Here is a 21176-nt window from a genome sequence, read left to right as displayed (position 1 = left end):
TCGTGAGGGCGGGTTCCGTGGCGGCGAGCGCCGGGACGGCGATTCCCGGGAGCGTCGCGAGGGTGGTTTCCGTGGCGGTGACCGTCGTGAAGGTGGCTTCCGCGACGGTGAGCGTCGTGAGGGCGGGTTCCGTGGTGGTGAGCGCGCTCGTGGAGCGGGTGGCTTCGGTGAGCGCCGGGAGAGCGGATTCCGTCGAGGGGCGGATAATCGTGGCGGCGAGCGCCGCAGCGGTGGATTCCGGGACGGCGAGCGTCGCTTCGGGCAGCGTGAGGACCGGGACGGACCTGGTACGGCCGAGGACGGTCGTACGGAGGCGCCGGCGCTTTCCGACGAGATCGTCGCGACCGACCTGGACAAGGACGTCCGCGCCGAACTGCTGTCGCTGGCGAAGCCGGTCGCGGACACCGTGGCCCGGCACCTCGTGGCGACCGGCCAACTGATCGACGACGACCCGGCCGAGGCACTCGCACACGCACTGGCCGCTCGCCGGCTCGCATCGCGGATCTCCGCAGTCCGGGAGGCAGTCGGCCTGGCCGCCTACCACGCCGGGGAGTGGCAGTCGGCCATCGCGGAGCTGCGGACGTACCACCGGATGAGCGGTGCGCAGAGCCACCTTGCGGTGATCGCGGACAGCGAGCGGGCACTGGGCCGTCCCGAGCGGGCCATCGACCTGTTCCGGGGTGCCGACCAGGAGAAGCTGGACCCGGCGGTGGCGACCGAACTGCTGATCGTGGCCGCTGGTGCGCGCGGCGACCTCGGCCAGCGGGACGCGGCCGTGGCGATGCTTCAGGTCCCCGACCTGACCAGCGACACCGTCCAGCCGTGGACGGCACGGCTGCGGTACGCGTACGCCGACGCGCTGCTGGCCGTCGGGCGGCGAGCCGAGGCACGGGAGTGGTTCTCCCGCGCGGCGGAGGTGGACACCGAGGCGGAGACCGACGCGGCCGAGCGGCTGCTCGAACTCGACGGTGTGGTCATCGAGGGCGACGACGAGGACGAGGTGACCGAGGAACTGGTAGCTGGTCCCGGTGCCCCCGGTGCCGTACCGACCAGCCCGGACGCCGGCCCGTCGACCACCGCCGAGGTGTCCGACCAGGATGACCCGGTCGGCAGTGACCTGGCGTCCGACGGACCCGAGCACGATGCGACCACCGGCGCGGAGCCCGCCGAGGACGTGGCAGCCGACATCGAGGCCGCACCGGAGGTCGCCGGATCCGGTGCGGACCGCCGCGAGGCGGACGGGACCGCGGAGCCGGAGGCACGGCAGCGATGAGCGGGGACCGGCTGGTTGACGGTTACGCCCTGGTCGTCTTCGACCTGGACGGAGTGATCTACCTGATCGACCAGCCGATCCCCGGCGCGGTCGAGACGGTCGCCCGGCTGCACGGTGAGGGCCGAGCCGTCGCGTACGCGACGAACAACGCCTCGCGCCGTGCCGCCGACGTGGCCGACCTGCTCACCGGGATGGGTGTGCCGGCGCGACCGGATGAGGTGCTCACCAGCGCCGCCGCAGCCGCCCAGCTGCTGGGTGAGCGGCTGCCGGCCGGAGCGCCGGTGCTCGTGGTGGGCGCCGAGGCGCTCCGGGCCGAGATCGGCGAGGTCGGGCTCAAGCCGGTCTCCACGGCCGACGAGGCCCCGGTCGCGGTCATCCAGGGGTACGGCCCGCAGGTGGGCTGGGCCGATCTGGCCGAGGCCGCGGTTGCGGTACGGGCCGGCGCGACCTGGGTGGCCACGAACACCGACCGTACCCTGCCCAGCGGGCGTGGGCCGTTGCCGGGCAACGGCGCGTTGGTGGCCGCGCTGGCCACCGCGCTCGGCCGGAACCCGGACGAGATCGTCGGTAAGCCGGCACCGGAGCTGTTCGCCACCGCCGCCCGGCGGGCGGACAACGGTCGTACGGTGGTCGTCGGCGATCGGCTGGACACCGACATCGAGGGCGCCAACCGGGCCGGTCTGGACAGCCTGCTGGTCCTCACCGGGGTCAGCGACGCCGCCGAGCTGCTCGGTGCGCCCGCAGAGCGGCGGCCGACGTACGTCTCATGGGACCTGACCGGCCTCTTCGACCCCGACGGTGTGGTACGGGTGCCGGCGTCGGACGCCGACCACGGTGGTTGGCAGGTGACCATCACCGGGGCCGACGACTGGCAGCTGTCCGGCTCGGGGCGTGCGCTTGACGCGCTTGCCGCGCTCTGCGCGGTGGCCTGGCGCAGTCATCCCACCGGCCCGATCCGGCCGGCCTCCCCAGAGGCGGCGAAGGTGCTGGAGCAACTCGCCCTGGCACCCTGACCGGGTCAGAGCAGTTTGCGCAGCTTCATCAGGTCGAACGGGTTCGCCTTGATCGACACGCGGCGGTTGGCGACGGCGCGGGTGACGTCGAGATCGCCGCGAACCAGGGCCAGCAGGTCGTCACTTGTGGTGCTCATGGCGATCTTCGCTTTCGGGTCGTCACCGTCGGCGAGTTCCACCAGCCTCCCGCCGGTGAGCCGGCCGTGGAAGGCGGTCTCCAGATCGGTGATCCGGCAGGCCAGGGTGCGATCCAGGTCCACGCGATCGCGTACGGTCTCCGCGTTGCGCTCGAGCCGGGCGGCCAGATCCTGCAACGCCTGCCGACACTCGTCCACCGTGGCCACCAATCGCCTCCTCGCCACACCACGTCGTCTCCCGGCACCGTACCGCACAGGACGGTTCCGACGGCCCGGTAGCGTGACACCTGCACAGCCGTCGGGCGAAAGGACTCAGGCATGCAGGACGCGTGGCGTACCTACCTCGAACTGGCCATGGGCCTGACGGAGGCGCCCCGGAAGAAAGCACAGGACGCGGTGCGCCGGGCGATGGGATCGACCGGTGCGACGGCGGCCCAGCTGCAGACCCTCGCCGAGGAGTTGCGGTCGACCGGCGCGGCCAACCGTGAGGCCCTGACCAAATTGGTGCGGTTTGAGGTCGAGCGGGCGCTCGGCGTGGTGGGCCTGGCCACCGCCGAGGAGGTCGCCGAACTGGACCGTCGGGTGCGCGAGTTGGAACGCCAGCTCCGGGCCGCTTCCGGTACGCCCACCAGCGGCGTCGCGCCGGGCCCGGTGGCGGCCCCCGAGTCCGTCGAGACCCCCTCCGTCGGCACGCCATCGACCGCCGCCGCCGCCCCGCCGACGAAGGCGGTGGCGAAGAAGGCGGTGGCCAAGAAGGCGGTCGCTAAGAAAGCGGTGGCCAAGAAGGCGGTCGCGAAGAAGACCGTGGCCAAGAAGGCATCCGGAACGGTCGTGCGTACCGCTGACAATGAACCGACGTCGCGACCGGCCAAGGCCGCACCGCCGCGTCCGGACGGCGCCGCATGACCGCGCCGCGGCCCGGCCCGCCGCCGGGTCCGCGCCCGGGTCCGCCGCCGCAGCGCTGGACCGGCGAGGGCGGGCAGGACGACGGTCACCCGGCGGTGGAGGCCGCGATGCAGGCAATCGTGAACGCCGCGACGCTCGGACCCGCTGACCAGATCGCCCAGTACGAGGCCGCGTACCAGACGCTGCGGGAGACGCTGGCCACCATCGACCAGGCCTGAGGAGGCGCGTCCATCCATGGCACGGCGTAACCGGTTGGACGCCGAACTCGTCCGTCGCGGTCTGGCCCGCTCCCGCGAGCAGGCTGTCGCGTTGGTGGAGGCTGGCCGCGTGCAGCTGCGTGGGGTGCCCGCCCGCAAGGCCGCCGCGATGGTTGATCCCGCCGATCCGTTGCTGGTCAGCGGTGCCGACCCGATCTCCGAGTACGTTTCCCGGGGCGGGCACAAGCTGGCCGGTGCGCTCGCCGCCTTCGCCCCTGCCGGGCTGACGGTGCATGGTCGACGCTGTCTGGACGCCGGCGCGTCCACCGGTGGCTTCACCGACGTGCTGCTGCGCGCCGAGGCCGCCGAGGTGGTCGCGGTGGACGTCGGCTACGGCCAGCTGGCCTGGTCGCTGCGCAACGATCCCCGGGTACGGGTCTTCGAACGCACGAACGTCAGGACGCTGGTCCCGGAGACGATCGGCGGCCCGGTCGACCTGACCGTCGCCGACCTGTCGTTCATTTCGTTGCGGCTGGTGCTGCCGGCCCTGGCGGCCTGCACCCGGGCCGACGGTGACCTGGCACTGATGGTCAAACCGCAGTTCGAGGTGGGCCGGGAGCGGGTCGGCGCCGGTGGGGTGGTGCGCGATCCGGAGCTTCGGGCGCAGGCGGTGCTTGAGGTCGCCACGGCAGCCGCGACGCTGCGGCTGGGGCTGGCGGATCTCGCGGCCAGCCCCCTGCCGGGGCCGAGCGGCAACGTCGAGTTCTTCGTATGGTTACGCCGGGACGCGCCACCGGCCGACCCGGAGCGGGTGCGGGCCGTGGTGGCGGCCGGGCCAGGTGGCCCGGTGACGTCCGGCGACGGACCGGACGAGGTGACGGAGGAGGTGGCCACGTGAGCGAGCGGAGCGAGCGAACCGTTTGGCACAGCAGCGTGGCGGCTCGCGCCGCCGGTGAGCGGAGCGAGGCGGTGGCGTGAGCGAGCGGAGCGAGCGAACCGTCTGGCACAGCAGCGTGGCGGCTCAGGCTGCCGGTGAGCGGAGCGGGGCGGCGGCGCGGTGACCCGCACGGCCCTGTTGGTGACGCACACCGGCCGGCGGCGCAGCACCGAGCATGCCCGTGCGGTCGCTGCGGACCTGATCGCCGCCGGGTTCGAGGTGCGGGTGGTGGCCGAGGAGGCCGAGGATCTCGACCTGCCGGGCGTGGTGCCGGTGACCGGGCCGGAGGCGGCCGAAGGCGCCGAGATCGTCTTCGCGCTCGGTGGGGACGGGACGTTCCTGCGCGCCGCGGAGCTCGCCCGGCCAGCGAAGGTGCCGCTGCTCGGCATCAACCTCGGTAAGGTCGGTTTCCTCGCCGAGGCGGAGATCGACGATCTCGACGAAGCGGTCCGTGACGTGGTCAGCCGCAACTACAGCGTCGATGAGCGGCTCACCCTCGACGTGACGGCGGAGTTCGACGGTGGGCCGACCATCGAGTCGTGGGCCCTCAACGAGATCAGCGTCGAGAAGGGCGAGCGGGCCCAGATGCTGGAACTGCTCGTCGACGTCGACGGGCGGCCGCTGTCCCGCTACGGCTGTGACGGCGTGGTGTGTGCCACGCCCACCGGTTCCACGGCGTACGCCTTCTCGGGCGGCGGGCCGGTGGTCTGGCCGGAGGTGGAGGCGTTACTGCTGGTGCCGATCAGCGCGCACGCGCTGTTCAGCCGACCGCTGGTGACGGCACCCACCTCCACCATGACGATCACCGTCGACCCGTTCACCACTTTGGCCGTGCTCTGCTGCGACGGGCGGCGGGTCTACGACCTGCCGCCGGGCGCCCGGGTCACCGTGCGGCGGGGCACCCTGCCGGTGCGGATCGTGCGGCTGCGGGACCGGTCGTTCACCGCGCGCCTGGTGGCAAAGTTCGACCTCCCGGTGCACGGCTGGCGGGGCAACCGCCGCTGAGGCTGCCGGCCGCGCCGGCTGGTCAAGTGTCGGGCCACGCGTCTACTGTCGGTTGCTGTGCTGGAGGAGCTACGCATCACCGGACTGGGCGTCATCGAGGACACGACGCTGCCGCTGGCCGGCGGCATGAACGTCATCACCGGCGAGACCGGTGCTGGCAAGACCATGGTGGTGACCGGGCTCGGCCTGCTCTTCGGTGGCCGGGCCGACGCCGGCCGGGTACGCGCCGAACCCGGCCGTGCCGTGGTCGAGGGCCGGCTGCGCCTCGGTGGCCGGGTGGCGGAGACGGTGCACGCCCGGATCACCGACGCCGGAGGTGAGCCCGACGAGGACGGCTGCGTGCTGCTGAGCCGCACGGTCACGGTGGAGGGCCGGTCCCGGGCCCATCTGGGTGGCCGCGGCATGCCCGTGTCGATGCTCGGCGAGGTCGGTGAGCAGGTGGTCGCCGTACACGGTCAGTCCGACCAACTGCGGCTGCTGCGCCCGGCCGAACAGCGGGCCGCGCTGGACCGGTTCGCCGGTCCCGAGCACGAGAAGCTGCTCGACGCGACGCGGGACGCGTTCACCCGGTGGCGTCGGGTGGTCGACGACCTGGCCGACCGGCGGCGCAATGCGCGGGAACGCCATCAGGAGACCGACCTGCTGCGGTTGGGGCTCGACGAGATCACCCGGGTGGATCCGCAGCCGGGCGAGGACGACGAGCTGAAGGCGGAGGCGCAGCGACTGGAGCACGCGGAGGGTCTGCGTACCGCGGCCCAGTTGGCCCATCAGTGCGTGGCCGGCGGCTTGGAGGCCACCGACGACACCCCGGACGCCTCGACGCTGCTGGGCACCGCCCGGCGCACGCTTGAGGCGCAGGCCGGCACCGATCCGGCGCTCGGTGAACTGGCCGTCCGCCTGGAGGAGGCGGCCACGTTGGTCGCTGACGTCTCGGTGGAGCTGTCCACATACCTCGCCGGCCTGGACGCCGACCCGGCTCGGTTGCAGGCGCTCTACGAGCGACGGGCCGCGTTGCGCGCGTTGACCCGTAAGTACGCCGACGATGTCGACGGCGTGATCGCCTGGGCGGAGCGGGCCCGGACCAGACTGTCCGAGTTGGACAACTCCGACGAGCTGCTCGACGAGCTGGACCGGGAGGCGTCCCGGCTGGCCGGCGAGGTGGCCGAGCTTGCCGGCCGGCTGTCGCTGTCCCGGCAGGAGGCGGCGGCGCGGTTCGCCGATCAGGTCACCGTCGAGCTGGCCGGGCTGGCGATGCCACACGCCCGGATCGAGGTGGCGGTGCTGCCCCGACCCGCTGGGCGGGCCGAGCCGACGTTGCCGGTCAACGGGGTCGACGTAGGTGTCGGGCCCGACGGCGGTGACGAGGTCGAGTTGCGGCTGCTGGCGCACCCCGGTGCGCCGTCGCTGCCTCTGCAACGGGGTGCCTCCGGCGGTGAGCTGTCCCGGGTGATGCTCGCCATCGAGGTGGTCTTCGCCGGCTCCGGCGGCCCGCCGACGCTGGTCTTCGACGAGGTCGACGCCGGGGTCGGCGGTCAGGCGGCGGTGGAGATCGGCAGGCGGCTGGCCCGACTGGCCCGCAGCCACCAGGTCCTGGTGGTGACCCACCTGCCTCAGGTCGCCGCCTTCGCCGACCGGCACCTGGTGGTGGCCAAGGACACCGGCGGCGCGGTCACCACCAGCGGGGTGCGGGTGGTGGAGGACACCGAGCGGGCCCGGGAACTCGCCCGGATGCTTGCGGGTTTGCCGGACTCGGATCTGGGTATCGCTCACGCCGAGGAACTCCTGGCCGTGGCGGCCAGGGAACGGCGGTCCTGAGACCGCGATTGTGAGCGGAGGCACACCGGCCTTCGCCCATGTGTGTTTCCCTGGGTAGGCGGCCCTGCTCAGGCATGTCGCGACAGATTCGCCTGCCTCACATGCCAGGATGGTCACGATGCGTCTACCCACGTTGCGCCGGGCCCGGAACGCGGAACCGGGACAGATCCTCGGCACCGCGCGCCTCGACCGTCGCACGAAGCGGCTGGTCGGCCGGCTCCGCCCCGGCGACATCGCGGTCATCGACCACGTCGATCTGGACCGGGTCGCTGCCGACTCGCTCGTCGCGGTCGGTGTCGGCGCGGTGCTGAACGCCAAGCCGTCGGTTTCCGGCCGTTACCCAAACCTCGGGCCGGAGGTGCTGATCTCGGCGGGTATTCCGCTGCTCGACGACCTCGGCGAGGGCATCTTCGAGCGGATCCGTGAGGGCGACACGGTGCGCATCGAGGGCAACACCGTCTACCTGAACGACGACCCGGTGGCGCACGGCAGTCGCCAGGACGCCGAAAGCGTGGCCAAGGCGATGACCGACGCCCGGGAGGGCCTGTCGGTGCAGTTGGAGGCGTTCGCCGCCAACACCATGGACTACCTCAAGCAGGAACGGGACCTGCTGCTCGACGGCGTCGGCGTGCCCGAGATCGCCACCGAGGTGCAGGGTCGGCACTGTCTGATCGTGGTCCGGGGCTACGACTACAAGGCCGACCTGGACGTGCTGCGCCCGTACATCCGGGAGTTCAAGCCGGTGCTGATCGGCGTCGACGGAGGTGCCGACGCTCTGGTCGAGGCGGGCTACACCCCAGATATGATCATCGGCGATATGGATTCGGTCACCGACGACGTGCTGCGCTGCGGCGCCGAGGTGATCGTGCACGCGTACCCGGACGGGCGGGCGCCGGGGTTGCCGCGCGTCAACGGCCTGGGGGTACCGGCGGTGACCTTCCCCGCCGCCGCCACCAGCGAGGACCTCGCCATGCTGCTGGCCGACGAGAAGGGCGCCTCGCTGATCGTCGCGGTGGGTACCCACGCCACGCTCGTGGAGTTCCTCGACAAGGGGCGCGGCGGCATGGCGTCGACGTTCCTCACCCGGCTCAAGGTCGGTGGCAAGCTGGTCGATGCCAAGGGGGTCAGCCGGCTGTACCGGCAGAGCATTTCCGGGTCGTCCCTGTTGCTGCTGGTCCTCTCCGCACTCGCCGCCATGGCCTCGGCGGTGGCCGTCTCCACCGTCGGTAAGGCGTACCTGGGCGTGGTCTCCGAGTGGTGGGACAATTTCGTGTTCCAGCTCGGCCAGCTTTTCTAGCTCCCGACCGATCAAGAGGCTTCAAGCGTGATCAACTTCCGGTACCACGTGGTGTCCCTGACCGCGGTCTTCCTCGCCCTGGCGATCGGCCTGGTGGTCGGTACCGCCGCACTCAACGGTCCGGTAGCGGACTCGCTCCGGGAGACCGTCAACGAGCTACGCAAGGACAACCAGCACCAGCGCCAGGCGGTCCAGAACATGCAGCGGGAACTGGAACTGGAGGAGGACTTCGCCGCCGAGATGGCCCAGGTGATGCTGCCGGGCACGCTCAGCGGCAAGCGGGTATTGGTGCTCAGCCTGCCCACCGGTCGCGAGCACACCGAGGGGGTGCTCAACATGCTCCAGCTGGCCGGCGCCGACGTCACCGGGCGGATCGACCTGCAGGACAAGTTCATCAACCCGGAGAACAACAACGACCTGCTCGAACTGGCGGTCACCGCGGCCCGACCGACCGACGCGCCGACCGCGGGGCTGCCCGGCAACGGCCACGGCGTCGAGACCTCCAGCGCCCTGCTGGCGACCGTACTGCTGGACCAGCCCGCCGGTGCCGAGCCGGTCACCGAGGCCGACCGGCGGGCGGTGCTGGCCGCGTACGGCAACGCCAACTACCTGACCACGTCGGACCGGATCACCGCGCCGGCCGAGGCCGTCGTGGTGGTCAGCGGGCAGCCGTACGTAGACAAGGACTCCGCCAAGAAGGACGAGTCCGTCGTCAAGATCGCCGAGCAGTTCGACCGGACCGGGGGCATCGTGGTGGCCGGCAACGGCTCGGCCGGCGGCAATCTGGTGGCCTTCGTCCGGGGCGACGCGGTGCTCGCCCAGACCATCTCGACCATCGACAACGCCAACACGGTCCAGGGGCAACTGGTCACCACCCTGGCGCTGGTGCAGCAGCTCGCCGAGCGTAAGGCCGGTCACTTCGGCGTCGGTGACAGCGCCGCCTCGCTGGTGCCTAGACTGCCCCAGTGAACCCTTCCCACCCACTTCGCGCGGTCCGACGCGTCGCAGGGTCGGCGGAGGCGCGCACCCGCCGAGCGGTGCGGGCCGGTAAGGGTTCAGTGGCCTGACGGGGGCACCCGGTGCCCTGTTCCGACGATGTCCGCCGGCCGGCGGGAGGGGATGGCGTGAGTGAGCGGGACGGCGACGTGACGGTCTTCGGTCGACTCCTGGTGGCCGGGATCGGGGCGGTCGCCGCCCGGTACGCGCTGCGCGAGATCCGTACCTCACCGCCCGCGGCGGCCCTGGAGCGGACCAACTTCCGGGGACGCACCGTGACCCTGGCCGCCGGCCCGGCCCTCGCGTTGGGGGCCTCAAGTGCCGCGGCCTGCGGGGCGGCGAGCGTGCCGGCCGGCGCGGCGACCCTGGTGGCCGGGCTCGGCGCCGGGGCCGTGGGCCTCTACGACGACGTTGTCGGAGCCCGTCCGGAGCAGAAGGCGGCAAAGGGTTTCGCCGGGCACCTGGCCGCCTTGCGGCAGGGCCGGGTCACCGCCGGCCTTGTCAAGATCGTCGGGGTGGGCGCGGCCGGTCTGGGGGCGGCCGCCCTGCTCGCCGCCGACCCGGGCGTGGCCGGGCATCGCCGTCGGCGCCGGCAGGGCACCTGGGGACGAGGCGCCGACGTGCTGCTCGGCGCGGGGGTGGTGGCCGGCACGGCTAACCTGGTCAACCTGCTCGACCTGCGTCCCGGACGGGCACTGAAGTCGGGTCTGCTGCTCGGTGCGCCACTGAGCGGTGGCCGGCACGGTGGGATCGCCTCGGGCGCGGCCGGTGCCGCCGCCGGGCTGCTCCCCGAAGACCTGGCCGAGGAGGTGATGCTCGGTGACAGCGGCGCGAACGCCCTCGGCGCGGTGCTCGGGGTGGCGCTGGCCGCCCGCACCGGCCCGGTCGGCCGGGCCGGGCTGCTCGCCGTCCTCGCCGGGCTCACCGCCGCCAGCGAGAAGGTGAGCTTCACGAAGGTCATCGCGAGCACGCCTGGGCTGCGTGAACTCGACGCGCTGGGCCGACGCGCCGACTGACGTGACCAGACCGGCCCCCCTCGCCGGCGCCGGCCGGTTGGCCGGAGCGGCAGCCCTCATCGCCGTACTCACCGTGGTCAGCAGGCTGGCCGGGTTCGGGCGTACCGCCGTGTTCACCTGGGTGGTGCAGGACAGCGACCTGGGCGCGATGTACGTCCTGGCGAACACCATCCCGAACATCATCTTCGAGATCGTCGCGGGCGGGGCGCTGGCCAGCCTGGTCGTACCGCTGCTCGCCGGCGCGGTCGCGGCGGGGGACCGGCAGGCGGTCGCGGCCACCACCGGCGCCCTGCTCACCTGGACGGTGACGCTGCTCGTGCCGCTGGCGGTGCTGGTGGCCCTGGGCGCCGGGCCGATCATCACCGCGCTCGGCGACAGCCGGTCACCGGAGGAACTGGCGGCCGGCGCCCGGATGCTGCGGGTCTTCGCGCCGCAACTGCCGCTGTACGGCATCGGCATCGTGCTCACCGGCGTGCTCCAGGCGCACCGGCGGTTCGCCTGGCCGGTGATCGCGCCGCTGCTGTCCAGCCTCACGGTGGTCGTCGTCTACCTGGTCTTCGCCGGGGCTGCCGGTACGGGCGCCAGCGTGGCGCAGGCCGGCCGCGGCGGTGAGTTGATCCTGTCGGTCGGCACCACCCTCGGCGTGGTGGTGTTGTCGCTGTCGCTGCTGATCCCGCTGCGTCGGCTGCGGCTGACGCTGCGCCCCGGGTACGCGTTCCCGGCCGACGCCCGGGCCCGGGTACGCGGGCTGGCGGTGGCCGGCGTGGTGACGGTCACCGCCCAACAGGTCGCGCTGGCGGTGATCCTCTACCGGCTCTCCAGCGGCCGGACCGAGGCGTTCCAGGTGTTCAACCTGGCCCAGACGTTCTACCTGCTGCCCTGGGCGGTGCTGGCGGTGCCGCTGGCCACCGCCGCGTACCCGACCCTGGCCACGGCGGCGGGCGCGGACGAGCGGACTTACCGGAAGGTGCTGTCGGCGACCCTGCGTGGGGTGCTGTTGTGCAGCTTCCTCGGCGCTGCGGCACTTGTCGGTGTGGCCGGCCCGATCGGCCGGTTCTTCCCGCTCGACAGCGACGCGACCGCCGCCGCGATCGCCGGTTACGCGCCCGGGCTGCTCGGGTACGGGCTGTTCGCGGTGCTGTCCCGCGCGTTGTACGCCCGGGGCGCGACGCGGGCGGCGACCGCCACCATCACCGCCGGTTGGCTGGCGGTGCCGCTGGCGTTGCTTCCGCTGTCGGCGCTGCTTCCGGTGGCCGACCGGGTGCTGGCGGTGGCGTTGGCCAACTCGGCGGGAATGCTGCTGCTCGGCGCGCTGCTGCTGGTCGCCGTCGCCCGGTCGGCCGGCCGGGAGGCGTTGGCCGGCGCCGGGCGGGCCGGCGCTGCCGGTCTGCTGGCCGGCGGTGCGGCCGCCGTCGCGGCGGTGGGGATGCTACGGCTGCTGGGCGCCGAGGGCGACCCCCCGGCGCGGTGGACGGCACTGATGCAGGGCATGCTGTCCGGAGTCCTGGTCGCTGTCGTGTTCCTCGCCGTGGTATGGCTGGTCGACCGGCAGGACCTGCGGCCACTGCTGACCGGCCTGGGTCGACGCCTGCGCCGGGCCCGGCCAGGTGACCGGAAGGAGGAGGCGGTCCGGTGAGCGCGAGGAGTGAGCTTGCGAGCCCCGCAGTCGCGAACGGAGAGTCGGTCCGGTGAGCGCGAGGAGTGAGGTTGCGAGCCCCCCGGTCGCGAACGGAGAGTGGGTCCGGTGAGCGCGACGAATGGGCCGGCGGCCGTTCCGGGCCAGCCGGGGACGGTGATGTTGCTGCTGGCTTCCAGCACCGGCGGGGTCGGTCAGCATGTCCGGTCGGTGGCGCGCGGGCTGGCCGAGGCCGGGCAGCCGGTGTTGGTCTGCGGGCCGGCGGCGACCCAGGACCAGTTCGACTTCGTGGCCGCCGGTGCCCGGTTCCGGCCGGTGGAGATCCCGGCGAGCCCCACGCCGGGCGACGCCCGCGCCGTCGGCGTGCTGCGCCGACTGCTCGCCGCCGAGCAGGTGAGCGTGGTGCACGCGCACGGGCTGCGCGCCGGGCTGGTGGCGGTGCTGGCCCGGCCGGCCGCCCCGCTCGTGGTCACCTGGCACAACGCGGTGCTGGCCGGCGGGGTACGCGGTGCCCTGTCCCGGTTGGTGGAGCGGATCGTGGCGCGGAACGCCCGGGTGACCCTCGGCGCCTCAGGTGACCTGGTGGCGCGGGCCGTCGCGTTGGGCGCGGGGGATGCCCGACTCGCCCCCGTCGCCGCGCCGGAACTGCCCGCGCCGCGCCGTCGCCGGGCCGCGGTGCGGGCCGAGTTCGCGGTCGCGGCCGACCAGCCGTTGATCCTGTCGGTGGGCCGGCTGCATCCGCAGAAGCGGTACGACGTCCTGGTCGACGCCGCCGCCCGATGGCGGGAGCGCACCCCGCCGCCGGTCGTCGTGATCGCCGGCAGCGGACCGGCCTACCTGCCGCTGGCCGCCCGGATCAGCGCCGCCCGCGCACCGGTCACCCTGCTGGGGCACCGCACGGACGTGGCCGATCTGCTCACCGGCGCCGACCTCGCGGTGGTGACCAGCGACTGGGAGGCCCGTCAACTGTTCGCGCAGGAGGCGCTGCGGGCCGGCGTACCGCTGGTGGCGACCGCGGTGGGCGGGCTGCCGGAACTTGTCGGTGACGCGGCGGTGCTGGTGTCGCCAGGTGATGTGGACGCGGTCGACGCGGCGGTGCGTGGTCTGCTCGACGATGAGGCCGGCCGCGCCGAACTGGCGCGGCGCGGCGCGGCGCGGGCACTGACCTGGCCGACGGAGGCGCAGACCCGCACCCAACTGCTCGCGCTCTACGCCGAGCTGACACCCGGCCCGGCCGGGCCGGCATCGCCGGACGCAGACACACCGTCGACGGGACGCCGGTGATGCTGCGCCGTATCGCTCCGATCCTGCTCACCCTGGTGGTGGTGGCGCTCGGGGTCACCGCGCTGGCCGCCCGCCCGCAGAGCCCGCCGGCCCGGCAGAGCGCCGACTATGTGGTTCTCGTCGGCGTGGCCGGGCTGCGCTGGGACGATGTGGACGCGGAGCGTACGCCGACGCTGTGGCGGCTGGCCCGCGAGGGCTCGATCGGCTCGCTGTCGGTGCGGTCCGCACATCGACCCACCTGTCCCGTGGACGGCTGGCTGACTCTCGGCGCGGGCAGCTTCGCCGCCTGGCCCGGCAGCCGCGGCGGGGACGGGCAGTGTCCGCCCGTCGACGTGACGGTGGAGCAGCCGGACGGCATCGGCGCGAACCTGCCGGATCAGGAGAGCGTTGCCGTACACAACCAGGAGCGGTTGCCGTGGGGCACGGTACCCGGCGCGCTGTCGGAGTCGGTGCGGTGTTCGGTGGCGGTCGGACCGGGCGCGGCGGTGGCCGCCGCCCGACCGTTCGGTCGGGTCGACCGGTACGCGCCGACGCTGCCGGCGGATCCCGCCGGGCTGCTCGGCTCCTGCGTGCTCAGCATCGTCGATCTCGGCACGGTGGAGGGCGACGACCCGGCGGTACGGGCGGCGGCGGCTCGGGCTGCCGACGCGCAACTGGCCCGGGTGCTCGACGGCCGGCCGCCGCGATCGCTGGTGATCGTCGCCGGGGTCTCCGACACTCAGTTGCCGTCCCGGCTGCACGTGGCCGTTGCCCACGGTCCGGGCTGGGAAGAGGGCTGGCTGACCTCGCCCAGCACGGACCGCCGTGGCTATCTGCAACTGATCGACCTGGCCCCGACCGCGCTGACCGTCCTGGGCCGTCCGATGCCCGACCGGCCGTTCCTCGGCCGGCCCGCCGAGTCGGTCGACGGCCGGCCGGCCGATCTGTCCGCCGCGATCGCCGAGCCGGCGGACGCGGACCGGGAGGCCGCCGCGCAGCGGAAGGTGGCCGGCGGGTTCTTCACCCTGCTGGCCGTCGTTCAGGTGGCGCTCGCGGTGGCGGTGCTGCCGCTGCTGCGCCGGGCCCGCCGGCACGCCGGGCCGTACGGACCGAAACCGGTGCCGCGTCCGGTGGTGGCGACGGTGGAGGTGCTGCTTGTCGCCGCCGCGCTCGCGATACCGGCGGCGCTGGTCGCCGAGGCCGCGCCGTGGTGGCGCTTCGCGTATCCGGCGGCCTCGTTCGCCGGGCTGACCGCCGTGTTGCTGGCTGCCGCGACGCTGCTGGTTCGGCTGACACCCGGCTACCGCGCCACCCTGGGTCCGCTCGGCGCGGTAGCCGGGCTGACCATGTTGGCCGTTGGCCTGGACGTCGTGACCGGGGCCCGGTTGCAGCTCAACGGGGTGGTGGGTTACTCCGCGCTGGAGGGGGGCCGCTATGCCGGCCTCGGTACCGTCGGTCTCGGCGTCTTCGCTGCCGCCGCCCTGCTCAGCGCCGGCTGGCTCGCCCAGCGGGTGCGCCGTGGCTGGCGTCCGACCGTCATGGTCGTCGTCGGCGGGGCCGCCGTGGTGATCGTCGGCAGCGCGTATCTGGGTGCCGACTCGATCGGCGCGATCGCCCTGACCGCTGGAGTGAGCGTGGCGGCGGCGATCAGCGCGGGTGGCTGGCTGACGTTGACCCGGCTCGCCTGGGCGGCGATGGCCGGGTTGGCCGTGACGGTCGGGTTCGCGGTGGTGGATCTGGGTCGGACCCCGGCGGAGCGGGGCAGCCTCGGCCGGTTCCTGGCCGCGCTCGGCGACGGTACCGGCGGGCTGACCGTGCAGCGGTCCAGCGCGGCGAGCTTCGACACGCTGGTCAACAGTCCGCTGACGGTGCTGGCGCTGGCCGGCGCGTTGCTGGTCTGGTTCGCGCTGCTGCAACCCTGGGGCGGGCTGATGCGGCTGTTCGGCATCTACCCGGCGATCCGGGCGGCGATGGCGGGCACCGCGGTGGCGGCGGTGATCGGCGGGCTGCTCAGCGCCGCGGCGTTGGACGTGGCCGGGGCTGCGGCAGCCGTGGTGGTGCCGTTGGCGGCGCTGTCGGCGTTGCGGGTGCTCGACCACTCGGCGGACCGGACCCAGCCGGGGGCGGACCGCCCGGCCGGCGGCGGGCCGGACGGTAGCCGACCGGACGATGGCGGGCCGGACGGCGGCGGGCCGGACGATGGCGGGTCAACCGGTGGCAGGCCGGGCGGTGACGGGCCGGGCGCACGGTCGTCGGCCGAGGTCGCGACCGGGTGACTCGGCGGCGGTACCGGGTGCGGCACCGGCCGGCCGTTGGGGAGGTGTTACCGTGGAATCCCGTGGATCGCGTGATCACTTCGCTGATCGGCTCGGCGGTCTGCACGACCGCGACGGACGACACGGGAGCAGGCCTTGGCCCCTTCAGCACGGACGACCAGGCACATATTCGTCACCGGAGGCGTCGCCTCCTCGCTGGGTAAGGGGCTCACCGCCTCCAGTCTCGGCAACCTGCTGACCGCGCGGGGGCTTCGCGTGGTGATGCAGAAGCTCGACCCGTACCTCAACGTCGACCCGGGCACGATGAACCCGTTCCAGCACGGTGAGGTCTTCGTGACCGAGGACGGCGCCGAGACGGATCTCGACGTCGGCCACTACGAGCGTTTCCTGGACCGGTCGCTGTCCGGCAAGGCCAACGTCACCACCGGCCAGATCTACTCCGAGGTGATCGCCAAGGAGCGGCGCGGTGAGTACCTGGGGGACACCGTCCAGGTGATCCCGCACATCACCAACGAGATAAAGTCCCGGATCCTGGCCATGGCCGACCCGGACGACGACGGCCGCACCCCGGACGTGGTCATCACCGAGGTCGGCGGCACGGTCGGTGACATCGAGTCGCTGCCGTTCCTGGAGGCGATCCGGCAGGTACGCCACGACCTGGGCCGCGACAACTGTTTCTATCTGCACGTCTCGCTGGTGCCCTACCTGGCCCCCTCCGGGGAGCTGAAGACGAAGCCGACCCAGCACTCGGTCGCCCAGCTGCGCAGCATCGGTATCCAGCCCGACGCCATCGTGTGCCGTTCCGATCGGGACATCCCGGAGAAGCTCCAGCACAAGCTCTCCCTCTACTGCGACGTCGACGCCGAAGCGGTGATCGCCGCGCCGGACGCGCCCAGCATCTACGACATCCCGAAGGTGCTGCACCGGGAAGGGCTCGACGCGTACGTGGTGCGCCGGCTGAACCTCTCCTTCCGGGACGTGGACTGGGAGGGCTGGGACGACCTGCTGGAGCGGGTGCACCAGCCCCGGCACACCATCACCGTCGCGCTGGTCGGCAAGTACGTTGACCTGCCCGACGCGTACCTGTCGGTGAGCGAGGCGATCCGGGCGGCCGGCTTCGGCCACCGAGCCCGGGTCCACCTGCGGTGGGTGCCGAGCGACGACTGCGTCACCCCGACCGGTGCGGCGGCCGCCCTGGCCGGGGTCGACGGCATCGTCATCCCCGGCGGCTTCGGCGTCCGGGGCATCGAGGGCAAGATCGGCACCGCCCGGTACGCCCGGGAGAACGGCATTCCGCTGCTCGGGCTCTGCCTGGGCCTGCAGTGCATGACCATCGAGGTGGCCCGGCACCTGGCCGGCCTGGACGGCGCCAACTCGCTGGAGTTCGACGCCGAGGCGGTGCACCCGGTCATCGCCACCATGGCCGATCAGCAGGACATCGTCGCCGGCAAGGGCGACCTGGGCGGCACCATGCGGCTGGGCGCGTACCCGGCGACGCTCACCGAGGGGTCGATCGTCGCTGAGGCGTACGGCAGCACCCAGGTCAGCGAGCGGCATCGGCACCGGTACGAGGTGAACAACGCCTACCGCGACCAGCTCGCCAAGGCCGGGCTGCACATCTCGGGCACCTCGCCGGACGGTCGGCTGGTCGAGTTCGTCGAGCTGGACCGTGATCTGCACCCGTTCTTCGTGGCCACCCAGGCGCATCCGGAACTCAAGAGCCGCCCCACCCGGCCCCACCCGCTGTTCGCCGCCTTCGTCCACGCCGCGGTGACGTACTCGCAGGCCGATCAGCTTCCGGTCGACCTGGACACCGCCTCGGCCGAACGGGCCGTCCGCAACGGCGCCGCCACGAAGGCGGCCTCGGCCTCGTGAGCGGACGGTGGGCAGGAATTGAAGGGGCGACCCGGGCCGAGGCCGGCGCGGGTGACCCGATGGTGGGCCGATGAGCGCCGTTGAGCACCGCTACGAGGTGTGCTCGCGGGAGTTGCGCTACCGCGGCCGGATCTTCGAGGTGGTCACCGAGGAGGTCACCATGCCCGGCGGTGGCACCGCCGCGCGTGACCTCGTCCGGCACGTCGGCGCGGTGGCGGTGGTGGCGCTTGACGACGCCGGTCAGGTCGTGTTGATCCGGCAGTACCGTCAGCCGGTGGGCCGGCGGTTGTGGGAGTTGCCGGCCGGGTTGACCGACGTCTCCGGAGAGGACCCGTCGGTGACGGCAACGCGTGAGCTGGCCGAGGAGGTCGATCTCACCGCCGGTCGGCTCGACGTGCTCGTCGACGTGCACAGCTCGCCCGGGTTCACCGACGAGCTGGTCCGGGTCTTCCTGGCGCGGGATCTCGGCGAGGTGCCGGTGGAGCAGCGACACGACCGTCATGACGAGGAGGCCGACCTGCAGATCGTCCGGATCGACCTGGACGAGGCGGTCGGCATGGTGCTGGCGGGGGAGATCAGCAACGGACCGTGTGTGGCCGGGCTGCTCGCTGCCGCCCGCGCCCGCGACGCCGGCTGGTCGGGGTTGCGCCGGGCGGACGCCCCGCTGCCCCGCTGACCGGGACGCGGTCTCGTGGAACACGACGCGGGGGCCGGGCGGTGCACCGCCCGGCCCCCGCGTGGTCTCGTGGGTCAGTCGCGCAGCGGCCGGCCCTGTCCGTCGACGCCGCCGTTCACCAGGATCAGGATGCCGTCGACGAGGCCCCAGATACTGCCGATACCGCAGGTCACGAGGGTGACGATCAGCTGAATGACGCCCGTCTTGGTGTCGCCCATGTAGAACCGGCCGACGCCGAAGCCGCCCAGCACGATCTGCAGGACGCCCGCGACGACCTTGCTCTTGTCAGAAACGCCCTGGGGGTACCCGGGCTGCATTGGAGGAGTGGTCATGGGGCGACACAATAGTGATCCACTAACGCGTTGTCCGCACCGGTGTGCACCAGATGGGACGATGGTGCCGAAGACTGTCCTGACGGCTGATGTGACGTCCACCGCCGGCCCGGGTACTCACACCTGACACATCGTCAACGGCCATGGCGAGCAGGTGTCACAGTGCAGGCTCCGCTGACATGCGGTCACGCCTAGACTGCCGCCGGCGGGACCGGTTGACCGGGGCGGCAATGGGGCCGCCGCGGCACCGCGCAGTCGGGGTGAACGTGCCCCGAAGAGAGGTGTCAGCATCGTGAAGGTCGGCATCCCACGCGAGGTCAAGAACCACGAGTACCGGGTGGCGATCACGCCCGCGGGCGTAAACGAGTTCACCCGCGGCGGTCACCAGGTCTTCGTCGAGGCCGGCGCCGGGCTCGGGTCGAGCATCACCGACGAGGAGTTCGCCGCCGCCGGCGCCAAGATCCTGGAGAGCGCCGACGAGGTCTGGGACGCCGCCGACCTGGTGCTGAAGGTGAAGGAGCCGGTCGCCGAGGAGTACCACCGGATGCGCGAAGGACAGGTGCTCTTCACCTACCTGCACCTGGCCGCCTCCCGGGACTGCACCCAGGCCCTGCTCGACCGGAAGGTGACCGGCATCGCCTACGAGACCGTCGAGCTGCCGGACCGGTCGCTGCCGCTGCTCGCCCCGATGTCCGAGGTGGCCGGACGACTCGCCCCGCAGGTCGGCGCCTTCTACCTGATGCGTACCGGCGGTGGCCGTGGGGTGCTGCCCGGCGGCGTCTCCGGTGTGTACGCGGCCAAGACCGTGGTCATCGGTGCCGGTGTCTCCGGCATGAACGCGGCCGCGATCGCCCTGGGCCTGCAGTCCGAGGTGCTGCTGCTGGACAAGAACGTCGGCCGGTTGCGCCAGGCCGACGCCATCTACCGGGGCCACCTGCAGACCGTCGCCTCCAACGCGTACGAGATCGAGCGTGCGGTGCTTGACGCGGACCTGGTCATCGGCGCGGTGCTGGTGCCCGGCGCGAAGGCGCCGAAGCTCATCTCCAACGAGTTGGTCTCCCGGATGAAGCCGGGCAGCGTGCTCGTCGACATCGCGATCGACCAGGGTGGCTGCTTCGAGGACTCGCGGCCCACCACCCACGCCGACCCGGTCTACCGGGTGCATGACTCGATCTTCTACTGCGTGGCGAACATGCCCGGTGCGGTGCCGAACACCAGCACCTACGCGCTGACGAACGTCACCCTCCCGTACGCCCTCGAACTGGCCAACCACGGCTGGCGCGAGGCCGCGCGTCACGACCCGGCGCTGGCGCTGGGCCTGAACACCCACGACGGGCAGGTCGTCTACGGTCCGGTCGCCGAGGCGCACGGCCTGCCCACCCTGCCGTTGACCGAGGTGCTGGCCTGACCGACCGGCTGACCGACGGCGAGGCCGGCGGGGGCGAGCAGCCCGCGCCGGCCCTGCGTCGTGCCGTCCGCGGCTATCTGGACCACCTCACCGTCGAACGTGGACTGGCCGCGAACACGCTCGCCTCGTACCGTCGGGACCTGGACCGTTACCTCGGGTCGCTGACCACCGCCGGGGTGACCGACCTGTCGGCCGTCTCCACCGGGGAGATCGAACGCCACCTGGCCCGGCTGCGCTCCGGCGCCGACGGTCACCCGCCGCTCGCGGTCTCCTCGGCGGCCCGCGCCGCCAGCGCGGTACGCGGACTGCACCGGTTCGCGTTACGCGAGGGCCTGGCCGGCGCCGACCCGAGCCGGGACGTGCGGCCCCCCGCCGCACCCCGACGGCTGCCCCGGGCGCTGCCGGTCGACGACGTGGTCGCCCTGCTGGAGACCGCCGGCCCGGTCGACGCGGCGGGGGAGGCCGCCCCGTTGGCGCTGCGCGACCGGGCGCTGCTGGAGTTCCTGTACGGCACCGGAGCGCGGATCTCGGAGGCCGTCGGCACCGCCGTGGACGACGTGGACCTCGACGACGGAGTGACGGTGCTGCGTGGCAAGGGCGGCCGGACCCGCCTGGTGCCGATCGGCGGGTACGCGGTGCGGGCGCTCGGTGCGTACCTGGTACGCGCCCGACCAGGGCTGGCCGCCGCCGGCCGGGGCACCCCGGCGGTCTTCCTCAACGCCCGGGGCGGCCCGCTGACCCGGCAGGGCGCCTGGACCATCCTGCGCCGCGCCGCGCAGCGGGCCGGGCTGACCGTCGAGGGCCCCAAGGCCGTGTCACCGCACACGTTGCGCCATTCGTACGCCACCCACCTGCTCGACGGTGGGGCCGACGTGCGGGTGGTGCAGGAACTGCTCGGCCACGCCTCGGTCACCACCACCCAGGTCTACACACTGGTCACCGTCGACAGGTTGCGCGAGGTCTACGCCACCGCACATCCCCGAGCGCTGAACTGACCGTCGACGGTGGCCCGCCGTACCTGCTCGGCCGGTGACCGGCGGTGTGGTCACAGCCCGGAGCCGGCCGGGTGCTGACGGCCTGACCTGCTGGTGGTCGGTGCTACCGGCCGACACGCCGAG

19 protein-coding genes are annotated in these 21176 nt (G+C 73.0%); 17 read left to right on the top strand and 2 right to left on the bottom strand.

The annotated features are described in order from the left end of the window. Positions 1-406: 406 nt before the first annotated feature. Together Vse01_RS27205 and Vse01_RS27200 are read left to right on the top strand one after the other, a co-directional pair. Positions 407-1273 (top strand): tetratricopeptide repeat protein, encoded by an 867-nt coding sequence (locus Vse01_RS27205; protein WP_232511427.1) that lies wholly within the window; start codon positions 407-409, stop codon positions 1271-1273. Further along, positions 1270-2286, top strand: coding sequence for an HAD-IIA family hydrolase (locus Vse01_RS27200; protein WP_093409769.1), 1017 nt, complete (start codon positions 1270-1272; stop codon positions 2284-2286). Before Vse01_RS27205 ends, Vse01_RS27200 begins: the two co-directional genes overlap by 4 nt. Before the next feature lie 5 nt (positions 2287-2291). Here the strand turns inward: Vse01_RS27200 and Vse01_RS27195 are convergent, their stop codons facing one another. After that, positions 2292-2630, bottom strand: coding sequence for an SCP2 sterol-binding domain-containing protein (locus tag Vse01_RS27195; protein WP_093409767.1), 339 nt, complete (start codon positions 2628-2630; stop codon positions 2292-2294). Positions 2631-2741: 111 nt separating this feature from the next. On the opposite strand from Vse01_RS27195, the gene Vse01_RS27190 reads away from it, so the two are divergent. The 13 genes from Vse01_RS27190 to Vse01_RS27130 all read left to right on the top strand — a co-directional run bounded on the left by Vse01_RS27190 (position 2742) and on the right by Vse01_RS27130 (position 18318). Next, the gene (locus Vse01_RS27190; RefSeq protein ID WP_093409764.1) at positions 2742-3329 is read left to right on the top strand and encodes a phasin family protein; all 588 of its coding nucleotides are present in this window, start codon (positions 2742-2744) and stop codon (positions 3327-3329) included. Continuing rightward, positions 3326-3547, top strand: coding sequence for a hypothetical protein (locus tag Vse01_RS27185; RefSeq protein WP_093409761.1), 222 nt, complete (start codon positions 3326-3328; stop codon positions 3545-3547). The genes Vse01_RS27190 and Vse01_RS27185 overlap by 4 nt, the downstream gene beginning before the upstream one ends. Positions 3548-3563: 16 nt before the next feature. Then, positions 3564-4424, top strand: coding sequence for a TlyA family RNA methyltransferase (locus Vse01_RS27180; RefSeq protein ID WP_093409759.1), 861 nt, complete (start codon positions 3564-3566; stop codon positions 4422-4424). 159 nt (positions 4425-4583) lie between these two features. After that, on the top strand, positions 4584-5468 hold the full coding sequence (locus tag Vse01_RS27175; protein WP_093409756.1) for an NAD kinase: 885 nt from the start codon (positions 4584-4586) through the stop codon (positions 5466-5468). A gap of 57 nt (positions 5469-5525) precedes the next feature. Further along, a complete protein-coding gene (recN, locus tag Vse01_RS27170; RefSeq protein WP_093409754.1) occupies positions 5526-7283 on the top strand; it encodes a DNA repair protein RecN in 1758 nt (585 codons plus the stop codon). A 118-nt stretch (positions 7284-7401) separates the two neighbouring features. Then, complete coding sequence (gene steA / locus Vse01_RS27165) at positions 7402-8580, top strand: putative cytokinetic ring protein SteA (protein ID WP_093409814.1); 1179 nt, start codon at positions 7402-7404, stop codon at positions 8578-8580. A 27-nt stretch (positions 8581-8607) separates the two neighbouring features. Further along, entirely contained in the window at positions 8608-9549 is a 942-nt protein-coding gene (locus Vse01_RS27160) for a copper transporter (RefSeq protein ID WP_093409751.1), read from the top strand. A gap of 176 nt (positions 9550-9725) precedes the next feature. Beyond that, the gene (locus tag Vse01_RS27155; protein WP_093409811.1) at positions 9726-10592 is read left to right on the top strand and encodes a hypothetical protein; all 867 of its coding nucleotides are present in this window, start codon (positions 9726-9728) and stop codon (positions 10590-10592) included. A 1-nt stretch (position 10593) separates the two neighbouring features. Beyond that, positions 10594-12228: a murein biosynthesis integral membrane protein MurJ gene (gene murJ, locus Vse01_RS27150; protein ID WP_093409809.1), complete on the top strand. Its 1635-nt coding sequence runs from the start codon at positions 10594-10596 to the stop codon at positions 12226-12228. A gap of 159 nt (positions 12229-12387) precedes the next feature. After that, positions 12388-13512: a glycosyltransferase family 4 protein gene (locus tag Vse01_RS27145; RefSeq protein ID WP_093409749.1), complete on the top strand. Its 1125-nt coding sequence runs from the start codon at positions 12388-12390 to the stop codon at positions 13510-13512. After that, positions 13512-15767, top strand: coding sequence for a hypothetical protein (locus Vse01_RS27140; RefSeq protein ID WP_373870727.1), 2256 nt, complete (start codon positions 13512-13514; stop codon positions 15765-15767). Before Vse01_RS27145 ends, Vse01_RS27140 begins: the two co-directional genes overlap by 1 nt. Before the next feature lie 135 nt (positions 15768-15902). After that, positions 15903-17642 carry a CTP synthase gene (gene pyrG / locus Vse01_RS27135; protein WP_093409746.1) on the top strand — a complete coding sequence of 580 codons (1740 nt, stop codon included), beginning with the start codon at positions 15903-15905 and terminating at the stop codon, positions 17640-17642. 70 nt (positions 17643-17712) lie between these two features. Further along, positions 17713-18318 carry an NUDIX domain-containing protein gene (locus tag Vse01_RS27130; protein ID WP_093409744.1) on the top strand — a complete coding sequence of 202 codons (606 nt, stop codon included), beginning with the start codon at positions 17713-17715 and terminating at the stop codon, positions 18316-18318. A gap of 74 nt (positions 18319-18392) precedes the next feature. Here Vse01_RS27130 and Vse01_RS27125 read toward each other — a convergent pair whose 3' ends face one another. Continuing rightward, positions 18393-18713, bottom strand: coding sequence for a TM2 domain-containing protein (locus Vse01_RS27125; protein ID WP_232511426.1), 321 nt, complete (start codon positions 18711-18713; stop codon positions 18393-18395). A gap of 229 nt (positions 18714-18942) precedes the next feature. On the opposite strand from Vse01_RS27125, the gene ald reads away from it, so the two are divergent. Together ald and Vse01_RS27115 are read left to right on the top strand one after the other, a co-directional pair. Continuing rightward, entirely contained in the window at positions 18943-20058 is a 1116-nt protein-coding gene (ald, locus tag Vse01_RS27120; RefSeq protein ID WP_093409739.1) for an alanine dehydrogenase, read from the top strand. 8 nt (positions 20059-20066) lie between these two features. Then, positions 20067-21053 (top strand): site-specific tyrosine recombinase XerD, encoded by a 987-nt coding sequence (locus Vse01_RS27115; RefSeq protein WP_093409736.1) that lies wholly within the window; start codon positions 20067-20069, stop codon positions 21051-21053. The last annotated feature ends 123 nt before the right edge of the window (positions 21054-21176 follow it).

The organism is Micromonospora sediminimaris (assembly GCF_016863575.1).
Classification (GTDB): Bacteria; Actinomycetota; Actinomycetes; order Mycobacteriales; family Micromonosporaceae; genus Micromonospora; species Micromonospora sediminimaris.
This window is presented reverse-complemented; position numbering and strand designations above follow the sequence as displayed.

Coding starts and splice junctions, on each gene's coding strand:
- Vse01_RS27140 (WP_373870727.1), top strand. CDS start 13,512: ATGCTGCGCCGTATCGCTCCGATCCTGCTCACCCTGGTGGTGGTGGCG.
- Vse01_RS27185 (WP_093409761.1), top strand. CDS start 3,326: ATGACCGCGCCGCGGCCCGGCCCGCCGCCGGGTCCGCGCCCGGGTCCG.
- Vse01_RS27130 (WP_093409744.1), top strand. CDS start 17,713: ATGAGCGCCGTTGAGCACCGCTACGAGGTGTGCTCGCGGGAGTTGCGC.
- Vse01_RS27145 (WP_093409749.1), top strand. CDS start 12,388: ATGTTGCTGCTGGCTTCCAGCACCGGCGGGGTCGGTCAGCATGTCCGG.
- Vse01_RS27200 (WP_093409769.1), top strand. CDS start 1,270: ATGAGCGGGGACCGGCTGGTTGACGGTTACGCCCTGGTCGTCTTCGAC.
- Vse01_RS27180 (WP_093409759.1), top strand. CDS start 3,564: ATGGCACGGCGTAACCGGTTGGACGCCGAACTCGTCCGTCGCGGTCTG.
- steA (WP_093409814.1), top strand. CDS start 7,402: ATGCGTCTACCCACGTTGCGCCGGGCCCGGAACGCGGAACCGGGACAG.
- Vse01_RS27190 (WP_093409764.1), top strand. CDS start 2,742: ATGCAGGACGCGTGGCGTACCTACCTCGAACTGGCCATGGGCCTGACG.